The following is a 19,894-nucleotide window of genomic DNA, read 5'->3' on the forward strand; positions in this document are numbered from 1 at the left end:
CGAAGCTGCGTCGCCCCGGCCAGTCGGCCGGCAGCATCGACGGCGGAAGCCCGGGGTCGGTGTACGGCAGCACCCGCCAGCGGTCGATCAGCTGCACGTAGGCGGCGAACGGCTCGGACGGCAACGCGGCGAGCTGAGCCTGGAAGTCGAGGTGCTCGGCGCGCAGGGCCGCGAGGTCCCACCACTGCGCGGCAGCTTCCTCGAGCGTGCCGGCCGGCGCGGGGGCGGACGCCTGGAACAGGGTCGCCCAGCTCCGGGCGTCGAGCTCTTCCAGGATCTGCTCCACCTCCTCCTGGAGATGCCCCGGACAGATCCACAGCGCGGGGGACACGACTCCGGCGCCGATCCACTGCAGGCGGCGGCGCAGCTGGTGCCGGATGCTGCGTGCGCTCTCGGGAATCGAGAACGAGATCAGGCACCAGGGGTCGGCATCCGTCATCTCGCGCATCTCGAAGATGCGGCGGTCACCGCGCTCGAGCATCCCGACGGCGGCCGGGTTGAGGCGATAGCCGATCCCGGCATCGCGCTCCGCGAGCAGGAGCCCCTTCTGCTTCAGACGTGTGATGCCGGTGCGAGCGGGGCCCGCCTCGATCCCGAGGTCGCCCGCGAGCGCGACGAGGTCGGCCGCCGAGATCCAGCCGCCGAGCGGGCGCAGGAACACTCCGACGAGTGTCCGCAGCAGCGAGGCGGTACTGCCGGGGCGTGCGTCGATGTCGTCGAGCACGGGCGCGGCGGCGAGGTCAGAAGTCACCGGACTCCAGGGCATCGCGCACGGCCAGGACCCCGGTGATCGTCTCGACGTGCGAGGTGCTCAGCGGGGAGAGTCCCAGGCGGATGCCGTCGGGGAAGCGGAAGTCGGGGATGATGCCGTCGGCCCACAGCCGCCGCGTCACCTCACGGAAGTCCGGGTGGCCGATCGTCACGTGGCCGCCCCGGAGGTCGGCGTCGCGCGGGCTCAGCAGCCGCACGCCGAGAGGTGCGAGCACCTCGTCGTACGCGCGCACCGCGAGGTCGGTGAGCGACTGCGACTTCGCCCTGACACCGGCGATCGTGGACTGCTCGATGAGGTCGAGCATCCCCTGCATCGCGAGCATCGACGTGACCGGCGGGGTGCCGCTCAGCAGCTGACGGATGTCTCCCGACGGCACGTACTCCGGGCCCATGGCGAAGATGTCGGCGGCGCTCCACCAGCCCTGGATCGGCTGACGCAGCACGCCCTGCAGTCCGTGGCGCAGGTAGGCGAAGGCGGGGGAGCCCGGTCCGCCGTTGAGGTACTTGTAGGTGCACCCGACGGCCATGTCGACGCTCCACTCGTCGAGCTGCATCGGGATCACCCCGGCCGAATGGCACAGGTCCCACATCATGAGCGCGCCCGCGTCGTGCACCGCCGCCGTGATGCCGGGCATGTCCGCCAGGGCACCGGAGCGGTAGTCGACGTGGCTCAGCGAGACCAGGGCGGTGCGTTCCGACACGACGGCCTCGACGTCGGCGACGGTCACCCCGTGCACGGCATCGGGTTCGAGCCAGCGCAGCGTCATGCCCGTCTCGGCGGCGACGCCCTCGGCGAGGAATCGGTCGGTGGGGAAGTTGCCGGCCTCGATCACGAGCTCGGTGCGGTCAGGGTCGGCGGCCGCGGCGGCGCGCATGAGCTTGTAGATCAGCACGCTCGTCGAGTCGGCCACGACGGTCTGGCCGGCGGCTGCGCCGAGCGCGACCTGACCGATGCGGTCGCCGAGCTCCATCGGCAGTGCCATCCACTGCTCGTCCCACGAGCGGATGAGCCGCGTGCCCCAATCTTCCCGCACGAACGCGGCGAGCTTCTCCGGGATGTCGCGCAGCGGGCGGCCGAGCGAGTTGCCGTCCAGGTAGGCCGTGACACCCGGCGCCTCGGCGAACGCGTCGAGGTGGGCGCGCAGCGGGTCGGCGGCGTCGAGAGCGCGGGCGGCGGCGAGCAGGTCGGTGTCGCGGGGGTCGGTCATGGTCACACCTTCAGGTCGGCGGGGGTGAGGGCGCGGGCGTCGAGCGGGTCGGCGGCCGCGGGGGTGCCTCCGGGGAGGAACAGGAGATTCGAGGCGGGGTCGAGCGGGTCGACCGGGGAGAGCGCTCGCCAGAGGGCGGCGTCGTCGAGCCCGGCCTCGCGGAGGGCGGCGATCTCGTGCGGATTCAGGTCGACCGGCATCGGTCCGTTGCCCAGATCGGTGCCGTAGAGCACGGTGCCACCCGCCGCGTGGAAACGGCGGACGTTGTCGATGGCGATCTCGCGCTCGGGGTCGTCGTGGATCGCGAGGGTCGAGATCCACGAGGCGCTCGCCGCCTGCCGGCTGATCTCGGAATCGCTCAGCCGTTCGGTGAAGGGCGCGTGCGCGAGGCGGGCGGCGCCGAGACCGACGACCCGCTCCGCTTCGCCTGCGCCCTCGGCATGTGCGACGACGAGGAGCCCGCGGTCGGCGGCGAGCCCGACGATGGTGCGCAGGAGCTCGTCCGAGAACACCGGCCCGGCGGTGCCGTTGCTGGTGACCTTGATGCACGAGGCTCCGGCCGCGGCCATCTCGGTCACGGCCGCGGCGGCGGCATCCGCATCGGCGATCTCCCGCACCGAACCCTCCGGCGCCCAGGAGCGGTCCGACGGATAGCCGCCCGGCGCGGTCAGGAAGGCGCCGCCGAACTCGATGCGGACCTGGTGAACAGCGAGCCGCCGAACCACGTCGGGATTCCCGCCGAGGTCGACCACCCGGCCGAGGCGCGACCCCGCCAGCCGGGCGTGCTCCACCAGCTGCAGGTGCACGTGGTGGTCGCTGAACCCGCCGACGACGACGCCGTCGAGGAGGGGGAGCCCGGCGGTCGGAAGCGCATCCTGCAGCCGCATGCGCCCGTCGGTGAGTTCGACGACGCCCTCGCGCCAGCCGATCCCGTCGAAGAACGTGGCGGCGTGCATCAGCGGCCGATCTCCGTGCGCACGGTGTAGAGCTCGGGGAAGAAGGTCAGATCCAGGGCGCGCTGCAGGAAGCCGACACCACTGGAGCCGCCGGTGCCGACCTTCATGCCGATCGTGCGCGCGACCGTCTTGAGGTGCCGGAACCGCCAGAACTGGAAGTTGTCCTCGAGGTCGACGAGGTCCTCGCACGCCTCGTACAGGTCCCAGTACCGGCTCGGGTCCTGGTAGATCTCGCGGATCGCGGGTACGAGCTCCGGCGTCTCACGGTAGGGCTCGCGCACATCGCGGTCGAGGATCTCGGTCGGGATGGGCAGTCCGCGGCGCGCGGCGAAGCGCAGGAACTCGTCGTACAGCGTGGGCTTCTCCCACTCGGCGGTGAGCAGCGCGAGGTTGGCCGGGTGGTCGGCGAAGACGCTCAGCATCTTCTCGTTCTTGTTGCCGAGGGCGAACTCCACCGCGCGGTACTGCACGGACTGGAAGCCCGAGGAGTTGCCGAGCGCCCCGCGGAACTGCGCGTATTCGGTGGGCGTCAGGGTGGCGAGCACCGACCACTGCTGCGTCATCACATCCTGGATGCGCTTGACGCGGGCGATGCGCTTGAGGGCTTCGCGCAGGTCGTCTCGGGCCAGCAGTTCGCGGGCGGAGGAGAGCTCGTGCAGCAGCTGCTTGAGCCAGAGCTCGGTGGTCTGGTGCTGGATGATGAACAGCATCTCGTCGTGGTGCTGCGGGTCGCTCACCGGATGCTGCGCGGTGAGCAGCTGGTCCAGCGCCAGGTACGACCCGTAGGTCATCCGCCCGGAAAGGTCGGTGACGATCCCGGATTCGAGGGCGCGTTCGTTCTCGGTGTGCATGCGCCGAACATATCACTTCTGAGTCGATCGTCACAGAAGTGAAATGTCTGCGCGGTGCGCAGTGAGACCGTCAGCGTGTGGTGTTCGCGTCCAGGAAGTCGATCGTCTTCTGCAGAGCGGTCCGCGCATCCGGCAGGTCGAGGTGGAACTGGTACTCGTGCGGGAGCTGCGGTTCGTGCGGTGCGGGCCAGAACTGTGTCGTCACGTCGACCCCGAGCTCATCCAGGCGCTTCGCCATCGGGATCGACTGCAGCCAGGTGAGCCCATCGCCGTTGCCGCCGGAGATGTAGGTCGTCGGGAAGTCCTCGGTGACCCAGTCGATGGTCGACATCGTGGCGCCGGTCGAGTCCTCTGCCCAGGTCTTCGTGCCCGAGTAGGCCCACATGGCCGATTTGAACCCCCAGCCGGCGATGCCGTCGAGCTGGGCGAGAGCCGACAGGTCGTAGACGCCGCAGTTGAGCACGGTCGCGACGAGTTGGTCCGGCGCGAGCGACGGGGTGATGCCCATGATCTCGGCGTAGTCCGGGCTGGTGATGAGCGTCGCCATCTGGCTGGCGAGCTGGCCTCCCGCGGAGTCGCCCGCGAGGACGATCTGGTCTGCGTCGACGCCGAGCTCCTCGGCATGCTCGTCGATGTAGGCCAGGGCCGCGTCGAGCTGGTGCACGGCGAGCGGATACACGCCCTCCGGGCCGATCGTGTAGTTCACGGCGATGGTCGTGTACCCCTCGGCGGCGAGGATGCGCATGTAAGGGTCGACGTTCTCCTTCGTGCCCGAGATCCAGGCGCCGCCGTGGATCCAGACGACCGTCGGCAGGGGGCCGTCGGCGGATGCCGGGCGGAAGACGTCCATCGTGGTGTCCGCCCCGTCGTCTCCGTAGGCGACATCGGTCTGCACCGAGAGCTTCGTGTCGGGGACGTGCTTGTCCATCTCGGCGGCGGTGTCATCGCCGCCCTGGGTGAACACGGAGCGGATGACCATGGCTGACGGCCAGGGCGTGATCGTTCCGATGATCGCCACCACGGCGACCGTGGCGAGGATGATGCCGAGGACGATCTTCGTCCGATGCCACGGCTTGCGGGCCTTCGCCGGGCGTGCGGGTTCTTCGGTGTGCGCGTCGATGCTCATGGACCCCTCCACCGATCAGTGTGCCAGTAGTCCGGGGCCGGGGTCAGTCGGCCAGCCCGGCGAGGAGTCGACGCAGGCCGTAGTCGAACGCGCGGTCGACGTCACCCCCGAGGCGGAAGGCTCCGGAGAGTTCCATCTGCAGGAAGCCCGTCGCCCAGGCGGTGAAGAGACGGGCGGCATCGAGTGCGTCGTCCTCGCCGACCAGCGCAGCTGTCGCACGGATCAGCGGCGCGGCCGAGCGATCGAGTGCATCGTGGGGCGCAGCGACGGTGAACATGAGCCGGAAGCCCTCCGGATGCGCGTGTGCGAACGCCCGATAGGCGTGGGCGAGGGCGGTGAGGTCGTCGCCCACGGCCTCGAGTCGAGCCGTGAGCGCCTCGATGGAGGCGGTCGCCACCGCGGCGAGAAGGGCGTCCCGGTCCCGGACCCGCTTGTACAGCGACGGGGCGCGCACGCCCACGCGCTCGGCAACGGCCTGCATCGTCAGTCCCGCGGGGCCGGCGATCTCGAGGATCTCCCGCCCGGCCTCGACGATCTCCGCTGTGGATGTGCGTTCGGGTGTCGGCATCGCGTCCTCCTGCATGGCTATTGACAATAGCCATGATAGCTACGTAACGTAGCCATCGCAAACACTCCGAGAGGACCCGCCATGAAGCTCGCACCCCACCTGCACCGCATCGGCAACGACATCGTCGCCGCGTACGTCGTCGACCTGCCCGAGGGCATCACCCTGATCGACGCGGGCCTCCCCGGGCACTGGCACGACCTTCAGCGCGAACTCGACGACATCGGTCGTCCGCTCACGGACATCCGCGGTCTGGTCCTGACCCACGGCGACAGCGACCACATCGGCTTCGCCGAGCGGCTCCGTCAGGAGGCGGGCGTCCCGGTTTTCATCCACGCGGCCGACAGTCACCGGGTGCGCACGGGGGAGAAGCCGAAGACGCCGATGGGGCCCGCCAAGTTCGGTCCCACGCTGGGCTTCTTCGCCTACGGAATCCGCAAGAATGCGCTGCGCACGCACCACGTCGCCGAGGTGGTCGAGGTGGCCGACGGCGACGTGCTCGACCTCCCGGGCGCTCCGGTCGTGATCGGAATGCCCGGTCACTCTCCCGGCAGCATCGCGGTGCACGTCCCCGCCGTGGACGCCGTGTTCGTCGGCGATGCCCTGACCACGCGGCACGTGCTGACCGGGCGGGCCGGTGCGCAGCCCGCGCCGTTCACGGACAAGCCCGCCGAGGCTCTCGCCTCGCTCGACCGGCTCGGCTCCCTCTCCGCGTCCTGGGTGTTGCCGGGGCATGGAGCCCCTTGGCACGGCTCGCCCGCCGACATCGCCGCCGCGGTCCGCGCCTCGGCCTGACGACGTATCAGGCGAGGATGGTCGCCGTGTCGCTGATCGTGATCTGCGGGGGATAGAGCCCCAAGACCTGCAGGGCGGCCGCATGGTTCTCGGCCGTCGACCCGGCGCAGGCATCCGCCGCGATCGTCAGGTGCGTGCCCGCGTCGGCCGCGGCCAGCGCCGTCGAGATCACGCAGCAGTCGGTGGAGACGCCGGCCAGCACGACGTGCGCTCCGGACCCGACGACCGCCTCGATCTCGGGTCCCCACTTGCCGAATGTGGGCAGGTCGATGGTCGGATGCGGTGACAGCCCGGCCGCCTCGGGGACGAGCTGGAACAGCGGATCGCCCGGCGGCTGGTCGGCGAAGGGCCAGGCGGCGAAGTAGTCGCCCCACGAGGTGGACCGGTCGGCGGTCGGCATCCACCGGGTCACCAGCACCCGGTCGCCGAATGCCGCGGCCAGAGTGCGGATGCGCGGCAGCGCCTCGGCGAAGAACGGCGAGCCCCAGGCGGAGTCCGCAGAGGCGAAGATCGCCTGCGGATCGATCACCACGAGCCAGGCGTCGTCGGGTGCCCGAGCGGTCACGCGTCCTCCTGGCGCCGGATCTTCCCGGCCCTGGCGAAGTACGTCACCAGGAACGACAGCACCAGCGCGAAGAACACTCCGAGGTTCGCGTACGCCCAGGCGCCGTCGGGCCCGCCGACGAGGAACAGCAGGTAGCCCTGCCAGTTGTTCCACGGCGCATCCTCGGCGAAGCCGTTGAGCACCAGCCCCCAGCCGATCGCGCTCGTCACGACCATGGTGCCGATCGAGGTCCAGTCCCACGCTCCGTACCGGCCGCGGCTGTCGAACAGCGCCTCTTCGTCGTAGTCCTTCTTCCGGCGCAGGATGTCGGCGATCAAGATGCCCGCCCACGAGGCGAGCGGCACGCCGAGCGTGATCAGGAAGCTCTGGAACGGCCCGAGGAAGTCGGTCGCGAAGAACACCACGTAGATGGTGCCGATCGTGAGGATGACGCCGTCGATCGCGGCGGCAGAGGGGCGAGGGATGCGGATGCCGAGGCTCAGCAGGGTCAGCCCGGAGGAGTAGATGCCGAGCACTGCACCGGAGACGAGGGCGAGCACGGCCGTGAGGAGGAAGGGCACGAGCACCCACACCGGCAGGATCGCGGCGAGGGCGCCGATCGGGTCGGCGGCGATCGCGTCCATGAGGTCGTCGTTCGACCCCCCGAGCAGGAGACCGAACACCACCAGGATCACCGGGGCCACCGATCCGCCGATCGTGTTCCAGGCGACGATCGCTCCGTCGGATGCCGTGCGCTTCTGGTACCTCGACCAGTCGGCGGCGATGTTGATCCAGCCGAGCCCGAACCCGGTCATCACCATGACCAGCGCGCCGGTCACCTGGCCGATGCCGCCGTCGGGGCGGGCGAGCACGGCTGCGAGGTCGATCTGCGGCGCCGCGAGGATGATGTACAGCACCGTCACGATGCCGGTGACCCAGGTGAGCACCGACTGCAGCTTCATGATCGTGTGATATCCGAGCACGGATGCCGTCACGATGAGCGCGGCGACGATCACGGTCGCGATGATCTTCAGCGCGATGCTGTCGCCGTCGCCGCCGAGCTGCGTGATCACGGTGGCGGTCGCGAGCACGGCCATGATCGCGAGGAACGTCTCCCACCCGATCGAGGTCAGCCACGAGACGATGCCCGGTACCTTCTGGCCGTGCACGCCGAACGCCGCACGCGAGAGCACCATGGTCGGTGCCGATCCGCGCTTGCCGGCGATCGCGATGAGCCCGCAGAGCAGGAACGACACCACGATGCCGATGACCGAGACGAGTGTCGCCTGCCAGAACGAGATGCCGAAGCCCAGGACGAAAGAGCCGTACGACATGCCGAACACCGACACGTTCGCCGCGAACCAGGGCCAGAAGAGGTCGCGCGGCTTCGCGGTCCGCTCGGATTCGGGGATGATCTCGATGCCCGCGCGCTCGATCAGGGCCGGCTTGATGTCCGTCATGGTCACATCCTGGCACTGCCGGGAGGCGGTCGGGCGGAGTTCTCGAGCCAGATCCTGCCCGCGGGTCAGCCCGCGAAGAACGACTGCGCGGTGCGCGTGAGGTCGTGCAGGTCCGAGACCCCGGCGAGCTCACGCGCGGAGTGCATCGAGAGGATCGGGATGCCGACGTCGACAGTGCGGATGCCGAGCCGTGTCGCGGTGATCGGGCCGATCGTCGATCCGCAGGGCACGCCGTTGTTCGACACGAACTCCTGGCCGGCCACACCGGCGCGCTCGCACCAGGCCGACCAGGATGCCGCGCCGACGGCATCCGTCGCGTACCGCTGGTTCGCGTTGATCTTCAGGATCGGACCGGAGCCGAGCACCGGCTGCACCACCGGGTCGTGCTTGGCCGCGTAGTTCGGGTGCACCGAGTGGCCGACGTCGCTCGACAGGCACCACGACGAGGCGTACGCCTGCCGACGTTCGGAGTCATCCGCCCCGAGCCCGGCGTACAGGCGCTCGAGTACGTCTTCGAGGAACGGGCCGGCCGCGCCGGAGCGCGACGCCGAACCGAGCTCCTCGTGATCGAAGGCGGCGAGCACGGCGATCGGCCCCCCGGCCGCCGGTTCGTGCGCGGCGAGTGCGACCACACCGGCATGCACCGAGGCGAGGTCGTCGAGGCGGCCGGAGGCGAAGAACGCGCTGTCCTTGCCGAAGACGGCTCCCCGCGCAGTGTCGGCGACCACGACGTCGTAGCCGCGGATGTCGGCGGCCGACACATCGGCGGATACGGCGAGCTCGGCGAGGATGTCGGCCTCGCTCGGGTCGCCGAGTCCCCACACCGGCTGCGTCTCGGTCTGCTTGTCGAGCGCGAGCCCGTTGTTGACGCCCCGGTCGAGGTGGATTGCGAGCTGGGGAAGGCGCAGCAGCGGCCCGGTGTCGGCGAGCACCACGCGGCCGTCCGCCAGCGCCAGGCGTCCGGCGAGGCGCAGCTCGCGGTCGAGCCAGGAGTTCAGCAGCGGGCCGCCGTAGACCTCGACGGCGGCCTGCAACCACCCGCGCGAACCCGTCGTCGGCTGCGGCTTGAGCTTGAAGCCGGGGGAGTCCGTGTGTGCGCCGAAGATCTGCACGGGCGTGGTGGCCGCGGCATCCGTCGGCACGACCCAGGCGATCGTGGCACCGTCGCGCACGACCACGTAGCGTCCACCCGCCTGGACGGGCCAGGCCTCCTCCTCGCGGAGCGGCGTGAAGCCGGCGTCTTCCAGCCGTCGAGCGACCTCCGCCGCCGCGTGATAGCTCGACGGGGAGGCGGCGACGAAGTCGGCGAGGTCCTCGGCGTGGGCGAGTGCGACCGGGGTGACGGGCATGGCGGGCCTTCCTGGAGACGAGCGGTCCTTCGAGCGTAGCCGGGGTGATGCGCGGGTCCGCTTCCTGCCGCGGGCTGTCGTTTCCCGGCCGTTCATCCCGGAGGGTTAGGCTCGTCTCGATAGCGCCTAGGGTTCCGGGGTCCACACCCGTCTGGTCCGAGCGGCGCCACGGTCCTCCTCCGTAGGAGGGCCGTCATCTGACAGGACAAAAGCCCGGAGGACCCTGTTCGTCGCGCCGTGCGCCGGACGGAAGGGTCTCGTCGTGTCCCCTCTCGCGTTCGTCCTCGTCTTCGGGGCGGCCATCGCCCATGCCGCGTGGAACATCATCGCCCACGGCGTCAGCAGAGCGGGGTCGCCGTTCCTCTGGTGGGGCGCGGTCGGCAGCACGCTCGTGTGGATCGGCGTCGTGCCGTTCACGGGCGGTCTGGGAACGGATGACCTCGGCTCTTTCGCGCTGGGCGTGACCGTCTCGGCCGTGCTGCACGTGGCCTACATGACGGTGCTGCAGCGCGGCTACCGCGAGGGCAACCTCTCCACCGTGTACGCGACGGCACGGGGCACCGGGCCGTTCCTCTCGGTGATCGTCGCGGTGCTGCTGCTCGGGGAGCGGCCCTCCATCGTGGCGCTGATCGGGGTGGCGGCCGTGATCGTCGGCGTCGTGGCGATCGGCCTGGTCGATCGGGGGACCGGCGCTGGCTCGCGGCGCATCGATCCCGGCATCCTGTTCGGCCTGCTCACCGGGGTCGCGATCGCCGTCTACACGATCTGGGACGCGCACGCGGTGCGCACCTGGAGCCTTTCGCCCGTCGCGTTCATGGTCGGCACGAGCCTGCTGCAGGTGCCGTTCTACTCGTTCGCGGTGCGCCGTCGATGGGATGCCGTCTGGGCGCTCGGGCGCGCGCAGTGGCGGCGGATCCTCGTCTTCGGCATCCTGTCGCCGCTGTCGTACATCCTCGTGCTGACCGCGATCCAGATCGCCCCGGTGGCGCTGGTGGCGCCGCTGCGCGAGGTGAGCGTCGTGCTGGTGAGCCTGTTCGGGGTGTTCGCGCTGCGGGAGTCGCGTCCGGGCTGGCGGATCGCGGCTTCGCTCGTCGTGGTCGCGGGGATCGTCCTCCTCGCGGTCTGATCAGCGGAAGCTGACGAGCCCGGCGTGCGCGGCCGTGACCAGGATCTGCACGCGGTCGCGCAGGTGCCACTTCGACATCATGCGTCCGAGGTGCGCCTTCACCGTGCCCTCGGAGACGATCAGCGCCTTCGCGATCTCGGCGTTGGACATGCCCTTCGCGAGGCAGTTGAGCACCTCGGTCTCGCGATCGGTGAGAGGTTCGAGGGCGTCGGCGTCCGCGGCGACGGGGGTGGAGTCGCGCACGTGCTTGATCAGCATCGACGCGATCCGCGGGGAGAGCGAGCTCGCGCCGCTGTGCACCTCGCGCACGCCCGTGACGATCTCTTCGGCGCTCGAGTCCTTGAGGAGGTATCCGGAGGCGCCGGCGCTGAGCATGGGGAGCACCGTGTCGCTGCCGTCGAGCGTGGTGACCGCGAGCACGCGCACGTGCGGCCAGCGTTCGGCGATCACTCCGGTGGCTTCGATGCCGTCCATCTCGGGCATCTGCACGTCCATCATCACGACGTCGGGCTGCTCGCGTTCGACCGTGGCGATCGCTTCCACGCCGTCCTCCGCCTGGGCGATCACGGTGATCTCGGGGTCGCGGGAGACGAAGTGCGACAGCGCCGAGCGGACCAGGGGATCGTCATCGACGATCACGACACGGATTTCCTGCATGGGGGAAGCCTAACGGCGCGGGCGACGGGCGATGGCGGTGTAGACCTTTGGCTAAAAACCTCTAGACGAGAGACAGATGTGCGCTCCGCGATTCGCCGAGAAGATGAATACAGACATCGACGAACGACTACAAAATGGAGGTGAACGTTATGACTTTCTGGCAGCAGGTTGGCAAGTTCTTTGGTCTCCACAACTAATCTAGTTGGCAAATAGGAGATAGTGAAGCATGGCCTTTGACCACTCGACCCGGGAACCCGCGGACACACTCCGCCTTACCCGCGGCGAGAAGCTCAGCGCGATAGAACGCATCGTCGTTCTGGTGATCGTCTCGATCACCATCGCCGCAGACGTCATCGGCTTCTTCACCACACCGGGTGTCAACCCGGTCGCTCTCTTGGTGAGCGTCGCGTCCACAGCTGTGTTCGCGCTCTATCTCTGGAAGCCCCTCATCGCGACATGCGCCCTCGGCGTCGTGTTCGCACTGTCCTTCATCCCTGGATCAGAACTACAGGTCCTCACAGCCGCCGCCGTTTCGGCAGCTCTCGTCATGAGGCTCGGCTGGACCTCGCTGATCCTTTCCTACACCGGCGGTTTCCTGGTCGCCGCGGCGCTCGTTCCGTTCGCCGCCGCACCAGGCGTGATCGTCAACATCGGCCTCTATCTCGTCTTCGCCACCGTGGCTGGAGCTGTCGGGTTCGCCCTGCGGCTCGCATTCGCCCGTGGCAGCCGTCTCGAACGTGAACTCGAGGCGCGCGCCGAACAGGAACGACAGGCAGTTCTCGCCGAGCGACGTTGGATCGCCGGCGAGCTGCACGACAGCATCGCGCACCACCTCACGGTGGTGGCGCTGCACGTGCAGATGCTCGAAGACCCCCAGACGAGTTCCGATTCGCAGGAGGCGATCCGTGTCGCCGCGCGCAAGGCGATGACCGATCTCCGCTTCGTGATCGAACTCGCCGACGACGGTCCGCAGTCGTCGAGCGTGCAGACCGGCGACCTCGCCGCCGCGATCGACGAGGCGGCGGAGGAATTCGAAGCCGCCGGACACTCCGTGGCGCGAGAAGGCGATCCGCAGGACGAGCGGATACCGCGAGCCGTCGAGATCGTCCTCGCGCGCATCACGCGCGAGTCCGCCACCAACATCCTCAAGTACGCCGGCCCCGGCGAGGTGCAGATCACCCTCGCCGTGGACGATGAGGTCGCGCTCCTCACGCTGCGCAGCCCCCTGCCCACCACGCCGCGCCGCGAGCTCTCGTCGAGCCGCACGGGTCTCGGTCGGATGGCGGAGCGGGTCATGGGCGCGAGCGGCGAATTCAGCGCGGGCGAAGTCGATGGATTCTGGGTCGTGTCGGCCCGGCTTCCGGTCGTCTGATGCTCTAGAGTGTGTGAGCACCCCTTCCACGATCCGCGAGAAGTTAGACGAAAGTCTAGAAAAGTCTCGACGTTCGACACTGTGGAACGCGTTGCACTCCGACGTATCCTGGAGGCTCCCCAGATAAAGCGTCCCCAGCGCTGCGATCGCGGGCGCGGTCTTTCTGGCTTCTGAAAAACTTGCGCGCTCGCGATCGCCTTCTGCGTTAACGGCCCGTTTCTCCGGCCTCCGAGCAGGGCTTACCCGCTTCGCTAACCGCCGACCGCGCGCATGTAGTGCCCGTCGGTGGAGATGCCGGATGCGGCGACCGTGAAGCGCACGACCTCGCTCAGGTAGCGGTCCTCCGAGGCCTCGAAGATCCGACCCTCCGCGTCACGGGACGTGCGGGTCAGCCGCAGGATGGGCGTGCCGCGCGGGACACGCAGCAGAGCGGCATCCTGATCATCGGCGGCCACCGCATCGATCACATGCTGCAGGGTCACGATCGGGTGGCCGACCGACGACAGATGCTCGGTGATCGACACCTGGTCGAGATCGACATCAAACAGGGGTCGGCCCGCGGCCTCGGTGTAGTTGAGGCGCTCGAGCATGGTCGGGCGCTCGTCGAGCAGGCGCAGCCGCACGACGCTGACGATCGTGTCGCTCGGGTCGACGTCGAGCGCCGCCGCCAGGTCGCCGGCGCGGCGCAGGCTCAGCTCCTGCGTCTCGGCCCCGGGGGAGACACCCAGCTCGCGGGCCCAGCGCGTGAACGGCACCGACACGTCCACCGCCTGGTTCGCCTTGCGGGCGACGACCCTGGCCGGCCGGCCTCGGCTCGTCTCGATCAGGCCTTCACCGCGCAGCGCCGCCAGCGCGTTGCGGATCGGGCCGCGGGACGTGTGCCATCTCTCGGCGAGCTCCGCCTCGGTCGGGACGTCGTCGCCAGGACGCAGTCCGCCGGCAGCGATCTGCGCGCGGAGGTCGTCGGCGATCTGGGTGTACACAGCTTCAGCCACATAGGTACATTACTTGGTCAGGCCGGAGGGCGCGAGCACGTTTCTGGAGTGTTCATCCAGAAGAATGCTCGGTAAACGAGGCCTGAACAAATCCGAGTTAGGTACATATCTCGGCGCGGCACCTGCGAGAGTCTTCCGTGGATCACCCCTCACACCCTGAAAGGTCCTCATGAAGCTTCGCGCTCTCCCCGCCCTCGCCGGCGTCGCGCTCCTCGCCCTCGGCCTCGCCGCCTGCTCCGGCTCCGCCGAGGCCACCGGCACTCCCGGCGCCGACGAATCGTCCGCTGCGAGCGGCTTCGCGGTCGACGAGAACACCCTCGTCTTCGGCGTCGTCCCCGACTCGGTCGACACCGAGACGAACTACCAGCCGCTCATGGACTACATCGCCGACCTCACCGGCAAGACCGTCGAGTACCACGAGTCCACCGACTACGCGGCGCTCATCGAGGCCGCCGTCGCCGGTAAGGTCGACGTCGCCTCGTTCTCCGGCTTCACCTACGTCACCGCCACCAACAACGGTGCCAAGCTCACCCCCATCTCCTCCATCGTCACCGACGAGGGCCAGGAGCCCGGCTACTACTCGCAGGCGATCGTCCCCGTCGACAGCGACATCAAGAGCATCGAGGACTTCAAGGGCAAGAAGGTCTGCTTCGTGGACCCGTCTTCGACCTCGGGCTACCTGTTCCCGTCGTACAACCTGATCGAGGCCGGCATCGACCCGAAGACCGACATCACTCCGGTCTTCGCCGGCAAGCACGACGTGAGCGTGACCAAGGTCGGCGAAGGCGTCGAGTGCGAGGTCGGCTTCGCCGAGGACTCCGAGGTCGAGAAGTCGGACAAGGTCAAGGTCGTCGCCGAGACGATGGTCCCCGGCGCCCCGCTCGTGTACTCGTCGGCGCTTCCGGAGGCGGTCTCTAAGCAGCTCGTCGACGGACTCTCCGAGGTCACGATCGACGACATCATCGCCGCCGGCATCGACAGCGCCGACAGCGACTCCTTCCGCAGCGTCTTCTACGCCACGAAGCCGGTCGACGACGCCTACTACGACCTGATCCGCGACATCTGCAAGGAGACCGAAGCGGAGCAGTGCCAGGGCTGAGCCCGGCCTGACCCCTTCGTCTCACCCGGTGCCCTCCGCCTCGTCCGCCCCGCGCGGCGAGCCGGAGGGCCCCACCGCAGGACACGCACCACACCACAGGAGCTCCGACATGACCGCCTCGGCATCCGACGCCCTCATCCGTCTCGACGGCGTGACGAAGACCTTCGGCACGACCACTGCCCTGAAGGGCGCCTCGCTCGAGGTCTCCCGCGGCGAGATCGTCGTCCTCCTCGGCCTCTCCGGCTCGGGGAAGTCGACCCTACTGCGCCACCTCGACGGGCTCGAGGTCCCCACCGCAGGCTCCGTGGAGGTGCTCGGCTCCCAGGTTCCCTCGCTGAAGGGCCGGGCGCTCCGCGGCCTCCGCAGCCGCGTCGGGTTCATCTTCCAGCAGTTCGAGCTCGTGCCCTCGCTCACCGTGCTCGAGAACGTGCTCACCGGCTCGCTGTCGGGTGTGCGCGGACCGCGCCTCGGGCTCTGGGGCTACTCGCGGGCCGCCAAGCTCACCGCGCTCGAGCACCTCGACCGCGTGGGTCTGCTCGACCGCGCCTACCAGCGCAGCGACACCCTCTCCGGTGGACAGCAACAGCGCGTCGCCATCGCCCGCGCCCTCATGCAGAAGCCCGACATCCTGCTCGCCGACGAGCCGGTCGCCTCGCTCGACCCGGAATCGAGCGAGCAGGTCATGGCCCTGATCCGCGAGATCGCCGCCGACGAAGGACTCACGGTCGTGTGCAGCCTGCACCAGGTCGACCTGGCGATCAGCTGGGCCGACCGCATCGTCGGGCTCCGCCACGGCGAGGTCGTGCTGGACACCCCCACCACCGACCTCACCAAGGCCGAGGTCATGGAGATCTACGGCCGCGTCGCGACCACCACCGCCGAGATCCGGGCCGTGCAGGAAGAGCTCGTCGTGGCGGCCGCACAGGTGGCGGCATCATGACGATCCTCGCCGACCGTCCGCGCACCGCAGCGGCCTCGACGGTCGCCGAGCGGGCTCCGAAGCGACCGATCTCGCCGGAGCGCATCGCGGCGTCCCTCACTCTGGTCGCGCTCGTCGTGCTCGGCATCCTCGCCGTCCGCGAGGTCGACATCTCCATCCCGGCGATGGTGCAGAGCTGGGGCAACGCCGAGAACTTCATGGCGCGTGTGGGCGGCCTCTCGTTCCCCGAGCCCGCCGACCTGGCCTGGCTCATCGCCCTGACCGTCGGCCTCGTGCTCGTCGGCACCCTGCTCGCCGCGGTGCTGTCGGTGCCGATCGCCTACCTCGCCGCATCCAACACGACGCCGGGGAACGGCTGGCGCGCCGCCGCCCGGTTCATCGGCGTCCTCACCCGCGCTCTGCCCGACGTGGTGCTCGCGATGGCGTTCGTGCTGATGTTCTCGCTCGGCACGCTCCCGGGCATCCTCGCCATCGGCATCCACTCGATCGGCATGATCTCGAAGATGTTCGCCGACGCGATCGAGCAGATCGATGAAGGCCCCCGTCTCGCGATCCGCGCCGCGGGCGGCTCGAAGATGCAGGAGTTCAGCGCCGGCATCCTGCCGCAGGTACTGCCCAGCTGGGTGGCGACGGTCTTGCACCGCAACGACATCAACCTGCGCGGCAGCGTGGTGCTCGGCTACGTCGGCGTCGCCGGCCTCGGCCTCGAGATGTCGTACGCCTTCAAGTCGCTCAACTACGGCAAGGGGCTCGGCATCGCCCTGGTCATCTTCATCCTCTGCATCGTGATGGAGATCGTCTCCAGCATGGTCCGCGGGGCGATGCTCGGCGAGCAGAGGCACACCCGCTCCTGGATCGACCGGATGCTGCACCCGCGGCTCGGTGCGCACGCCGCAGCCGCACCCGCCGGACGCCCGGCATGGACCGCCAGCCCGCAGACCGCGGTGCGGCGACCCTGGACGGCGCAGCGTGTGCGTCACACGATCGCCGGTGTCGTCGCCGTGCTCGTCGTGATCGGCAGCGTCGTGGTGAGCCAGATCAACTGGATGGACTTCGTCACGTTCTGGGCCAAGCTGCCCGAGGTCGCCGCCCGGTTCTGGCCGCCGTCGTTCGGCAACTACGACGCGAGCGCGATGTTCGAGGCCATGCGCGACACGGTCGCGATCGCGCTCGCCGCGACCGTGCTCACCCTGCTCCCGTCGATCCTGCTCGGCTCCCTCGCCGCCCGCAACGTCGCTCCCAGCCCGGGGGCGCGCGGAACGGCACGACTGCTGCTCGTCGGCATCCGCGGCATCCCCGAGCTGATCCTCGCGATCGTGCTCGTCGTCATCACCGGCCTCGGTGCGCAGGCGGGCGTCATCGCCCTCGCGATCGGCGGCATCGGACTGCTCGGCAAGCTCATCGCCGACTCGTTCGAAGAGGTGGACCGCGGCCCCGAACGGGCGCTGCGCGCGGTCGGCGCGACGCGTCTGCAGACCTACACCTCGGCCACCGTGCCGCAGGGGATGCAGGCGCTCATCGGCCACAGCTTCTACATGCTCGACACGAACATCCGCGCGGCGACGATCCTCGGCATCGTCGGCGGCGGAGGAGTGGGGTACTACCTGCTCAACGCCAGCCAGGGTTCGCGCTACGAGACCGTGACCGCGATCGTCCTGATGATCCTCGCCACCGTGCTCGTGGTCGAAGGGCTCGCCATGTGGATGCGGAAGGTGTTCCGATGAACGGCACTCCGAACACGGCCGACGTCGTGGTCGTCGGCTCGGGGATCGTCGGCCTCGGTGCGGCATACGCGGCGGTCCGTCGCGGGCTGCGCGTGATCGTCGTCGACCGCACCGATGCCCCGGTCGGCGCCACGATCCGCAACTTCGGTCACCTCTGCATCGGCGCCCAAGGAGGGGAGGCGCGGCGCTACGCCGACGTCTCCCGCGCGCTGTGGCTGCGCCTCGCCAAAGACGCCGGCTTCTGGCTGCGCGAATCGGGCACCCTCGTGGCCGCCCGCCACGACGACGAGATCGCCGTGCTCGAGGCGGCCTCCCGCGAGGGCGGCATCCGCCTGCTCGAGGCCGACGAACTCCTGCGCCTCGCCCCGCTCCGGGCGGACGGCCTCGTCGGCGGCGCGCACATCGAAGTCGACCTGCAGACCGATCCGCGCACCGCGGCCGGCGCGATCGTGCGTCATCTCGCGAGCCTCGGAGTGGAGTTCCGGTTCCGCACCGCGGTCACCGCGGTGGGGGCGGGCCGAGTCGAGACCACCCGGGGCCCGATCGGCTGCGGAAGCGTCGTCGTGGCCGTGAACCACGACATCGACCAGTTGCTCCCCGAGGTCGCCGAGCGGCACGGGATCGCGCGCTGCGCCCTCGACATGATGCGGGCGGCGGTGTCGTTCCGGCATCCGCTCGCCGCGCCACTGCTCACCGGCTGGTCGCTCGTGCGCTACGGCCGCTTCGCCGACGGGGTCGAGGCCACGGTGCTGCGGGAACGCCTGCATGCCGAGCGGCCCGACCTCGCCGCCATCGACCTCAATCAGATGTACACGCAGTTGCCGGATGGCACGCTCATCATCGGCGACTCGCACGCGACCGCGGTCGCTCCGGCGCCCTTCCAGCCCGAGGCCGCCTTCACCGCATTCCTCGCCGAGGCCGAGGCGCTGTTCGACGCCCCGGCCCCGCGCGTGATCGAGCGGTGGCAGGGCGTCTATGCGAAGGGGCCGCAGGAGTTCCTGATCGACCGCGGCGACGACGGTGTGCTCGTGCTCGCCGCGACCACCGGCATCGGGATGACCACGGGCCTCGGCCTGGCCGAAGAGAACCTCGCCGCCGCCTTCGGGTGGACGGCAGCAATGGAAGGAACATCATGACAACTCCTCTCGAACTCGTCGTCCTCGACATGGCGGGAACCACCGTGCTCGACGACGGCGTCGTGGAGCAGGCGTTCCAGCGCGCCGCCGAGCGCACGGGCGTCGCCGACCGGATGCCGTGGGCCGAGGCCCTCGACTACGTCCGCGTGACCATGGGCCAGTCGAAGATCGACGTCTTCACCCACCTCGCCTCCGGAGACCGGGCCGCGGCCGAGCGTGCCACCGCCGCGTTCGAGGGGGCTTACGCCGAGATCGTCGCCGAGCAGGGCGTCTCCGAGATTCCCGGCGCGACCGACGCCATCCAGGACCTGAAGGATGCCGGGCTCACGGTCGTGCTGACGACCGGGTTCGCCCCGGTGACCCGCGATGCCCTGATCGACGGACTCGGCTGGCAGGACCTCATCGACCTCGTGCTGTCGCCCGTCGACGCGGGGCGCGGCCGCCCCGCACCCGACCTCGTGCTCACAGCGCTGCTGCGTACGCAGACGTCCTCCGTGCGGGCGGTCGCCGTCGCCGGAGACACCGTCAGCGACGTCGAGTCCGGGCGTCGGGCGGGTGCCGGCTTCGTCGCCGGCGTGCTCACCGGTGCCCACGATCGCCCGGCGCTGAGCGCGGCGGGTGCGGATGCCGTGCTGAGCGATGTGACCGCACTCCGCGGCGCGCTCGCGCAGCGCGAGCTGCTCCCGCTCGTCGCCGCCTCCTGAGAGGGATCGCCATGGGAACGCTGCTGATCCGTCCGCCCGGTCACCGCCGAGATGTCGCGCTGCGTCCGGCGGCGACGGCGATGGTCTGGATCGGTGAAGGCCATCCGCACGAGATGATCGCCGTGCCGGGAGTCGCGCTCGCTGACGGCGACGTGCTCGTCGCGGTCGAGATGTCGACGATCTGCGGCTCCGATGTGCACACCGTGCAGGGCCGCCGGTCGGCGCCGACCCCGCTCGTGCTCGGTCACGAGAGCGTCGGGAGGGTGATCGCGACCGGCGACACCGGCGCGAGCACGGTCGACGGCACTCCGCTGCGCATCGGCGACCGCGTGGTGTGGTCGGTGACGATCTCGTGCGCGAGCTGCGACCGATGTCTGCGGGGGATGCCGCAGAAGTGCCGCAGCCTGGGCAAGTACGGGCACGACCGGGTCGGTGCGCACGGCGACCTGACCGGTGCGTTCGCGAGTCACGTGCAGCTGCGGGAGGGTACCGCCATCGTGCGCGTGCCCGAGGCGC

20 protein-coding genes are annotated in these 19,894 nt (G+C 69.7%); 9 read left to right on the forward strand and 11 right to left on the reverse strand.

Annotation, left to right across the window (positions count from 1 at the left end; all coding sequences use genetic code 11):
• The 6 genes from GZ67_RS0102025 to GZ67_RS0102050 form a co-directional block, all read right to left on the reverse strand.
• Positions 1 to 751 (reverse strand): PaaX family transcriptional regulator (locus GZ67_RS0102025; protein ID WP_029273742.1); only part of this gene is annotated, 751 nt, incomplete at its 3' end.
• Positions 741 to 1,979: a kynureninase gene (locus GZ67_RS0102030; RefSeq protein ID WP_029261066.1), complete on the reverse strand. Its 1,239-nt coding sequence runs from the start codon at positions 1,977 to 1,979 to the stop codon at positions 741 to 743. The genes GZ67_RS0102025 and GZ67_RS0102030, both read right to left, overlap by 11 nt.
• Before the next feature lie 2 nt (positions 1,980 to 1,981).
• Positions 1,982 to 2,935, reverse strand: a complete 954-nt coding sequence (locus tag GZ67_RS19515) for a hypothetical protein (protein ID WP_051662274.1) — start codon at positions 2,933 to 2,935, stop codon at positions 1,982 to 1,984.
• Complete coding sequence (locus tag GZ67_RS0102040; protein WP_029261068.1) at positions 2,935 to 3,786, reverse strand: tryptophan 2,3-dioxygenase; 852 nt, start codon at positions 3,784 to 3,786, stop codon at positions 2,935 to 2,937. Before GZ67_RS0102040 ends, GZ67_RS19515 begins: the two co-directional genes overlap by 1 nt.
• A gap of 70 nt (positions 3,787 to 3,856) precedes the next feature.
• Positions 3,857 to 4,912, reverse strand: coding sequence for an alpha/beta hydrolase (locus tag GZ67_RS0102045; RefSeq protein ID WP_029261069.1), 1,056 nt, complete (start codon positions 4,910 to 4,912; stop codon positions 3,857 to 3,859).
• A 43-nt stretch (positions 4,913 to 4,955) separates the two neighbouring features.
• On the reverse strand, positions 4,956 to 5,480 hold the full coding sequence (locus tag GZ67_RS0102050; RefSeq protein WP_029261070.1) for a TetR/AcrR family transcriptional regulator: 525 nt from the start codon (positions 5,478 to 5,480) through the stop codon (positions 4,956 to 4,958).
• Positions 5,481 to 5,561: 81 nt separating this feature from the next.
• Between GZ67_RS0102050 and GZ67_RS0102055 the strand changes: the two genes are divergently transcribed.
• Positions 5,562 to 6,272, forward strand: coding sequence for an MBL fold metallo-hydrolase (locus GZ67_RS0102055; RefSeq protein WP_029261071.1), 711 nt, complete (start codon positions 5,562 to 5,564; stop codon positions 6,270 to 6,272).
• Positions 6,273 to 6,279: 7 nt separating this feature from the next.
• Here GZ67_RS0102055 and GZ67_RS0102060 read toward each other — a convergent pair whose 3' ends face one another.
• The 3 genes from GZ67_RS0102060 to GZ67_RS0102070 all read right to left on the reverse strand — a co-directional run bounded on the left by GZ67_RS0102060 (position 6,280) and on the right by GZ67_RS0102070 (position 9,625).
• Positions 6,280 to 6,837: a cysteine hydrolase family protein gene (locus GZ67_RS0102060; RefSeq protein WP_029261072.1), complete on the reverse strand. Its 558-nt coding sequence runs from the start codon at positions 6,835 to 6,837 to the stop codon at positions 6,280 to 6,282.
• Positions 6,834 to 8,276, reverse strand: a complete 1,443-nt coding sequence (locus tag GZ67_RS0102065; protein WP_029261073.1) for a purine-cytosine permease family protein — start codon at positions 8,274 to 8,276, stop codon at positions 6,834 to 6,836. The genes GZ67_RS0102060 and GZ67_RS0102065 overlap by 4 nt, the downstream gene beginning before the upstream one ends.
• A gap of 65 nt (positions 8,277 to 8,341) precedes the next feature.
• Positions 8,342 to 9,625, reverse strand: a complete 1,284-nt coding sequence (locus tag GZ67_RS0102070) for a M18 family aminopeptidase (protein ID WP_029261074.1) — start codon at positions 9,623 to 9,625, stop codon at positions 8,342 to 8,344.
• 262 nt (positions 9,626 to 9,887) lie between these two features.
• Between GZ67_RS0102070 and GZ67_RS0102075 the strand changes: the two genes are divergently transcribed.
• The gene (locus GZ67_RS0102075; RefSeq protein WP_029261075.1) at positions 9,888 to 10,751 is read left to right on the forward strand and encodes an EamA family transporter; all 864 of its coding nucleotides are present in this window, start codon (positions 9,888 to 9,890) and stop codon (positions 10,749 to 10,751) included.
• Here GZ67_RS0102075 and GZ67_RS0102080 read toward each other — a convergent pair whose 3' ends face one another.
• Positions 10,752 to 11,408: a response regulator gene (locus tag GZ67_RS0102080; RefSeq protein WP_029261076.1), complete on the reverse strand. Its 657-nt coding sequence runs from the start codon at positions 11,406 to 11,408 to the stop codon at positions 10,752 to 10,754.
• Positions 11,409 to 11,634: 226 nt separating this feature from the next.
• Between GZ67_RS0102080 and GZ67_RS0102085 the strand changes: the two genes are divergently transcribed.
• Positions 11,635 to 12,780, forward strand: coding sequence for a sensor histidine kinase (locus GZ67_RS0102085; protein ID WP_029261077.1), 1,146 nt, complete (start codon positions 11,635 to 11,637; stop codon positions 12,778 to 12,780).
• 251 nt (positions 12,781 to 13,031) lie between these two features.
• Here the strand turns inward: GZ67_RS0102085 and GZ67_RS0102090 are convergent, their stop codons facing one another.
• Entirely contained in the window at positions 13,032 to 13,775 is a 744-nt protein-coding gene (locus GZ67_RS0102090; protein WP_231481671.1) for a GntR family transcriptional regulator, read from the reverse strand.
• Between the two features lie 169 nt (positions 13,776 to 13,944).
• Here GZ67_RS0102090 and GZ67_RS0102095 point away from each other — a divergent pair, with 169 nt between their 5' ends.
• The 6 genes from GZ67_RS0102095 to GZ67_RS0102120 all read left to right on the forward strand — a co-directional run.
• Positions 13,945 to 14,874, forward strand: a complete 930-nt coding sequence (locus GZ67_RS0102095; RefSeq protein WP_029261079.1) for a phosphate/phosphite/phosphonate ABC transporter substrate-binding protein — start codon at positions 13,945 to 13,947, stop codon at positions 14,872 to 14,874.
• Between the two features lie 109 nt (positions 14,875 to 14,983).
• Complete coding sequence (gene phnC / locus GZ67_RS0102100) at positions 14,984 to 15,814, forward strand: phosphonate ABC transporter ATP-binding protein (RefSeq protein WP_029261080.1); 831 nt, start codon at positions 14,984 to 14,986, stop codon at positions 15,812 to 15,814.
• Complete coding sequence (gene phnE, locus GZ67_RS0102105; protein ID WP_029261081.1) at positions 15,811 to 17,538, forward strand: phosphonate ABC transporter, permease protein PhnE; 1,728 nt, start codon at positions 15,811 to 15,813, stop codon at positions 17,536 to 17,538. The genes phnC and phnE overlap by 4 nt, the downstream gene beginning before the upstream one ends.
• The gene (locus tag GZ67_RS0102110; RefSeq protein ID WP_029261082.1) at positions 17,535 to 18,674 is read left to right on the forward strand and encodes a TIGR03364 family FAD-dependent oxidoreductase; all 1,140 of its coding nucleotides are present in this window, start codon (positions 17,535 to 17,537) and stop codon (positions 18,672 to 18,674) included. The genes phnE and GZ67_RS0102110 overlap by 4 nt, the downstream gene beginning before the upstream one ends.
• Positions 18,671 to 19,378 carry a phosphonatase-like hydrolase gene (locus GZ67_RS0102115; protein WP_029261083.1) on the forward strand — a complete coding sequence of 236 codons (708 nt, stop codon included), beginning with the start codon at positions 18,671 to 18,673 and terminating at the stop codon, positions 19,376 to 19,378. Before GZ67_RS0102110 ends, GZ67_RS0102115 begins: the two co-directional genes overlap by 4 nt.
• A gap of 11 nt (positions 19,379 to 19,389) precedes the next feature.
• Positions 19,390 to 19,894: alcohol dehydrogenase catalytic domain-containing protein (locus tag GZ67_RS0102120; RefSeq protein WP_156036629.1), on the forward strand; the 505-nt coding region annotated here is incomplete at its 3' end.

It is taken from the genome of Microbacterium sp. Cr-K20, from assembly GCF_000708325.1.
Taxonomy (GTDB): domain Bacteria; phylum Actinomycetota; class Actinomycetes; order Actinomycetales; family Microbacteriaceae; genus Microbacterium.

Bases quoted from the DNA above. Each gene is read 5' to 3' on its own strand.
- GZ67_RS0102030 (WP_029261066.1), bottom strand. From the start codon at position 1,979: ATGACCGACCCCCGCGACACCGACCTGCTCGCCGCCGCCCGCGCTCTC.
- GZ67_RS19515 (WP_051662274.1), bottom strand. From the start codon at position 2,935: ATGCACGCCGCCACGTTCTTCGACGGGATCGGCTGGCGCGAGGGCGTC.
- GZ67_RS0102040 (WP_029261068.1), bottom strand. From the start codon at position 3,786: ATGCACACCGAGAACGAACGCGCCCTCGAATCCGGGATCGTCACCGAC.
- GZ67_RS0102045 (WP_029261069.1), bottom strand. From the start codon at position 4,912: ATGAGCATCGACGCGCACACCGAAGAACCCGCACGCCCGGCGAAGGCC.
- GZ67_RS0102050 (WP_029261070.1), bottom strand. From the start codon at position 5,480: ATGCCGACACCCGAACGCACATCCACAGCGGAGATCGTCGAGGCCGGG.
- GZ67_RS0102055 (WP_029261071.1), top strand. From the start codon at position 5,562: ATGAAGCTCGCACCCCACCTGCACCGCATCGGCAACGACATCGTCGCC.
- GZ67_RS0102065 (WP_029261073.1), bottom strand. From the start codon at position 8,276: ATGACGGACATCAAGCCGGCCCTGATCGAGCGCGCGGGCATCGAGATC.
- GZ67_RS0102070 (WP_029261074.1), bottom strand. From the start codon at position 9,625: ATGCCCGTCACCCCGGTCGCACTCGCCCACGCCGAGGACCTCGCCGAC.
- GZ67_RS0102080 (WP_029261076.1), bottom strand. From the start codon at position 11,408: ATGCAGGAAATCCGTGTCGTGATCGTCGATGACGATCCCCTGGTCCGC.
- GZ67_RS0102085 (WP_029261077.1), top strand. From the start codon at position 11,635: ATGGCCTTTGACCACTCGACCCGGGAACCCGCGGACACACTCCGCCTT.
- GZ67_RS0102095 (WP_029261079.1), top strand. From the start codon at position 13,945: ATGAAGCTTCGCGCTCTCCCCGCCCTCGCCGGCGTCGCGCTCCTCGCC.
- phnC (WP_029261080.1), top strand. From the start codon at position 14,984: ATGACCGCCTCGGCATCCGACGCCCTCATCCGTCTCGACGGCGTGACG.
- phnE (WP_029261081.1), top strand. From the start codon at position 15,811: ATGACGATCCTCGCCGACCGTCCGCGCACCGCAGCGGCCTCGACGGTC.
- GZ67_RS0102110 (WP_029261082.1), top strand. From the start codon at position 17,535: ATGAACGGCACTCCGAACACGGCCGACGTCGTGGTCGTCGGCTCGGGG.
- GZ67_RS0102115 (WP_029261083.1), top strand. From the start codon at position 18,671: ATGACAACTCCTCTCGAACTCGTCGTCCTCGACATGGCGGGAACCACC.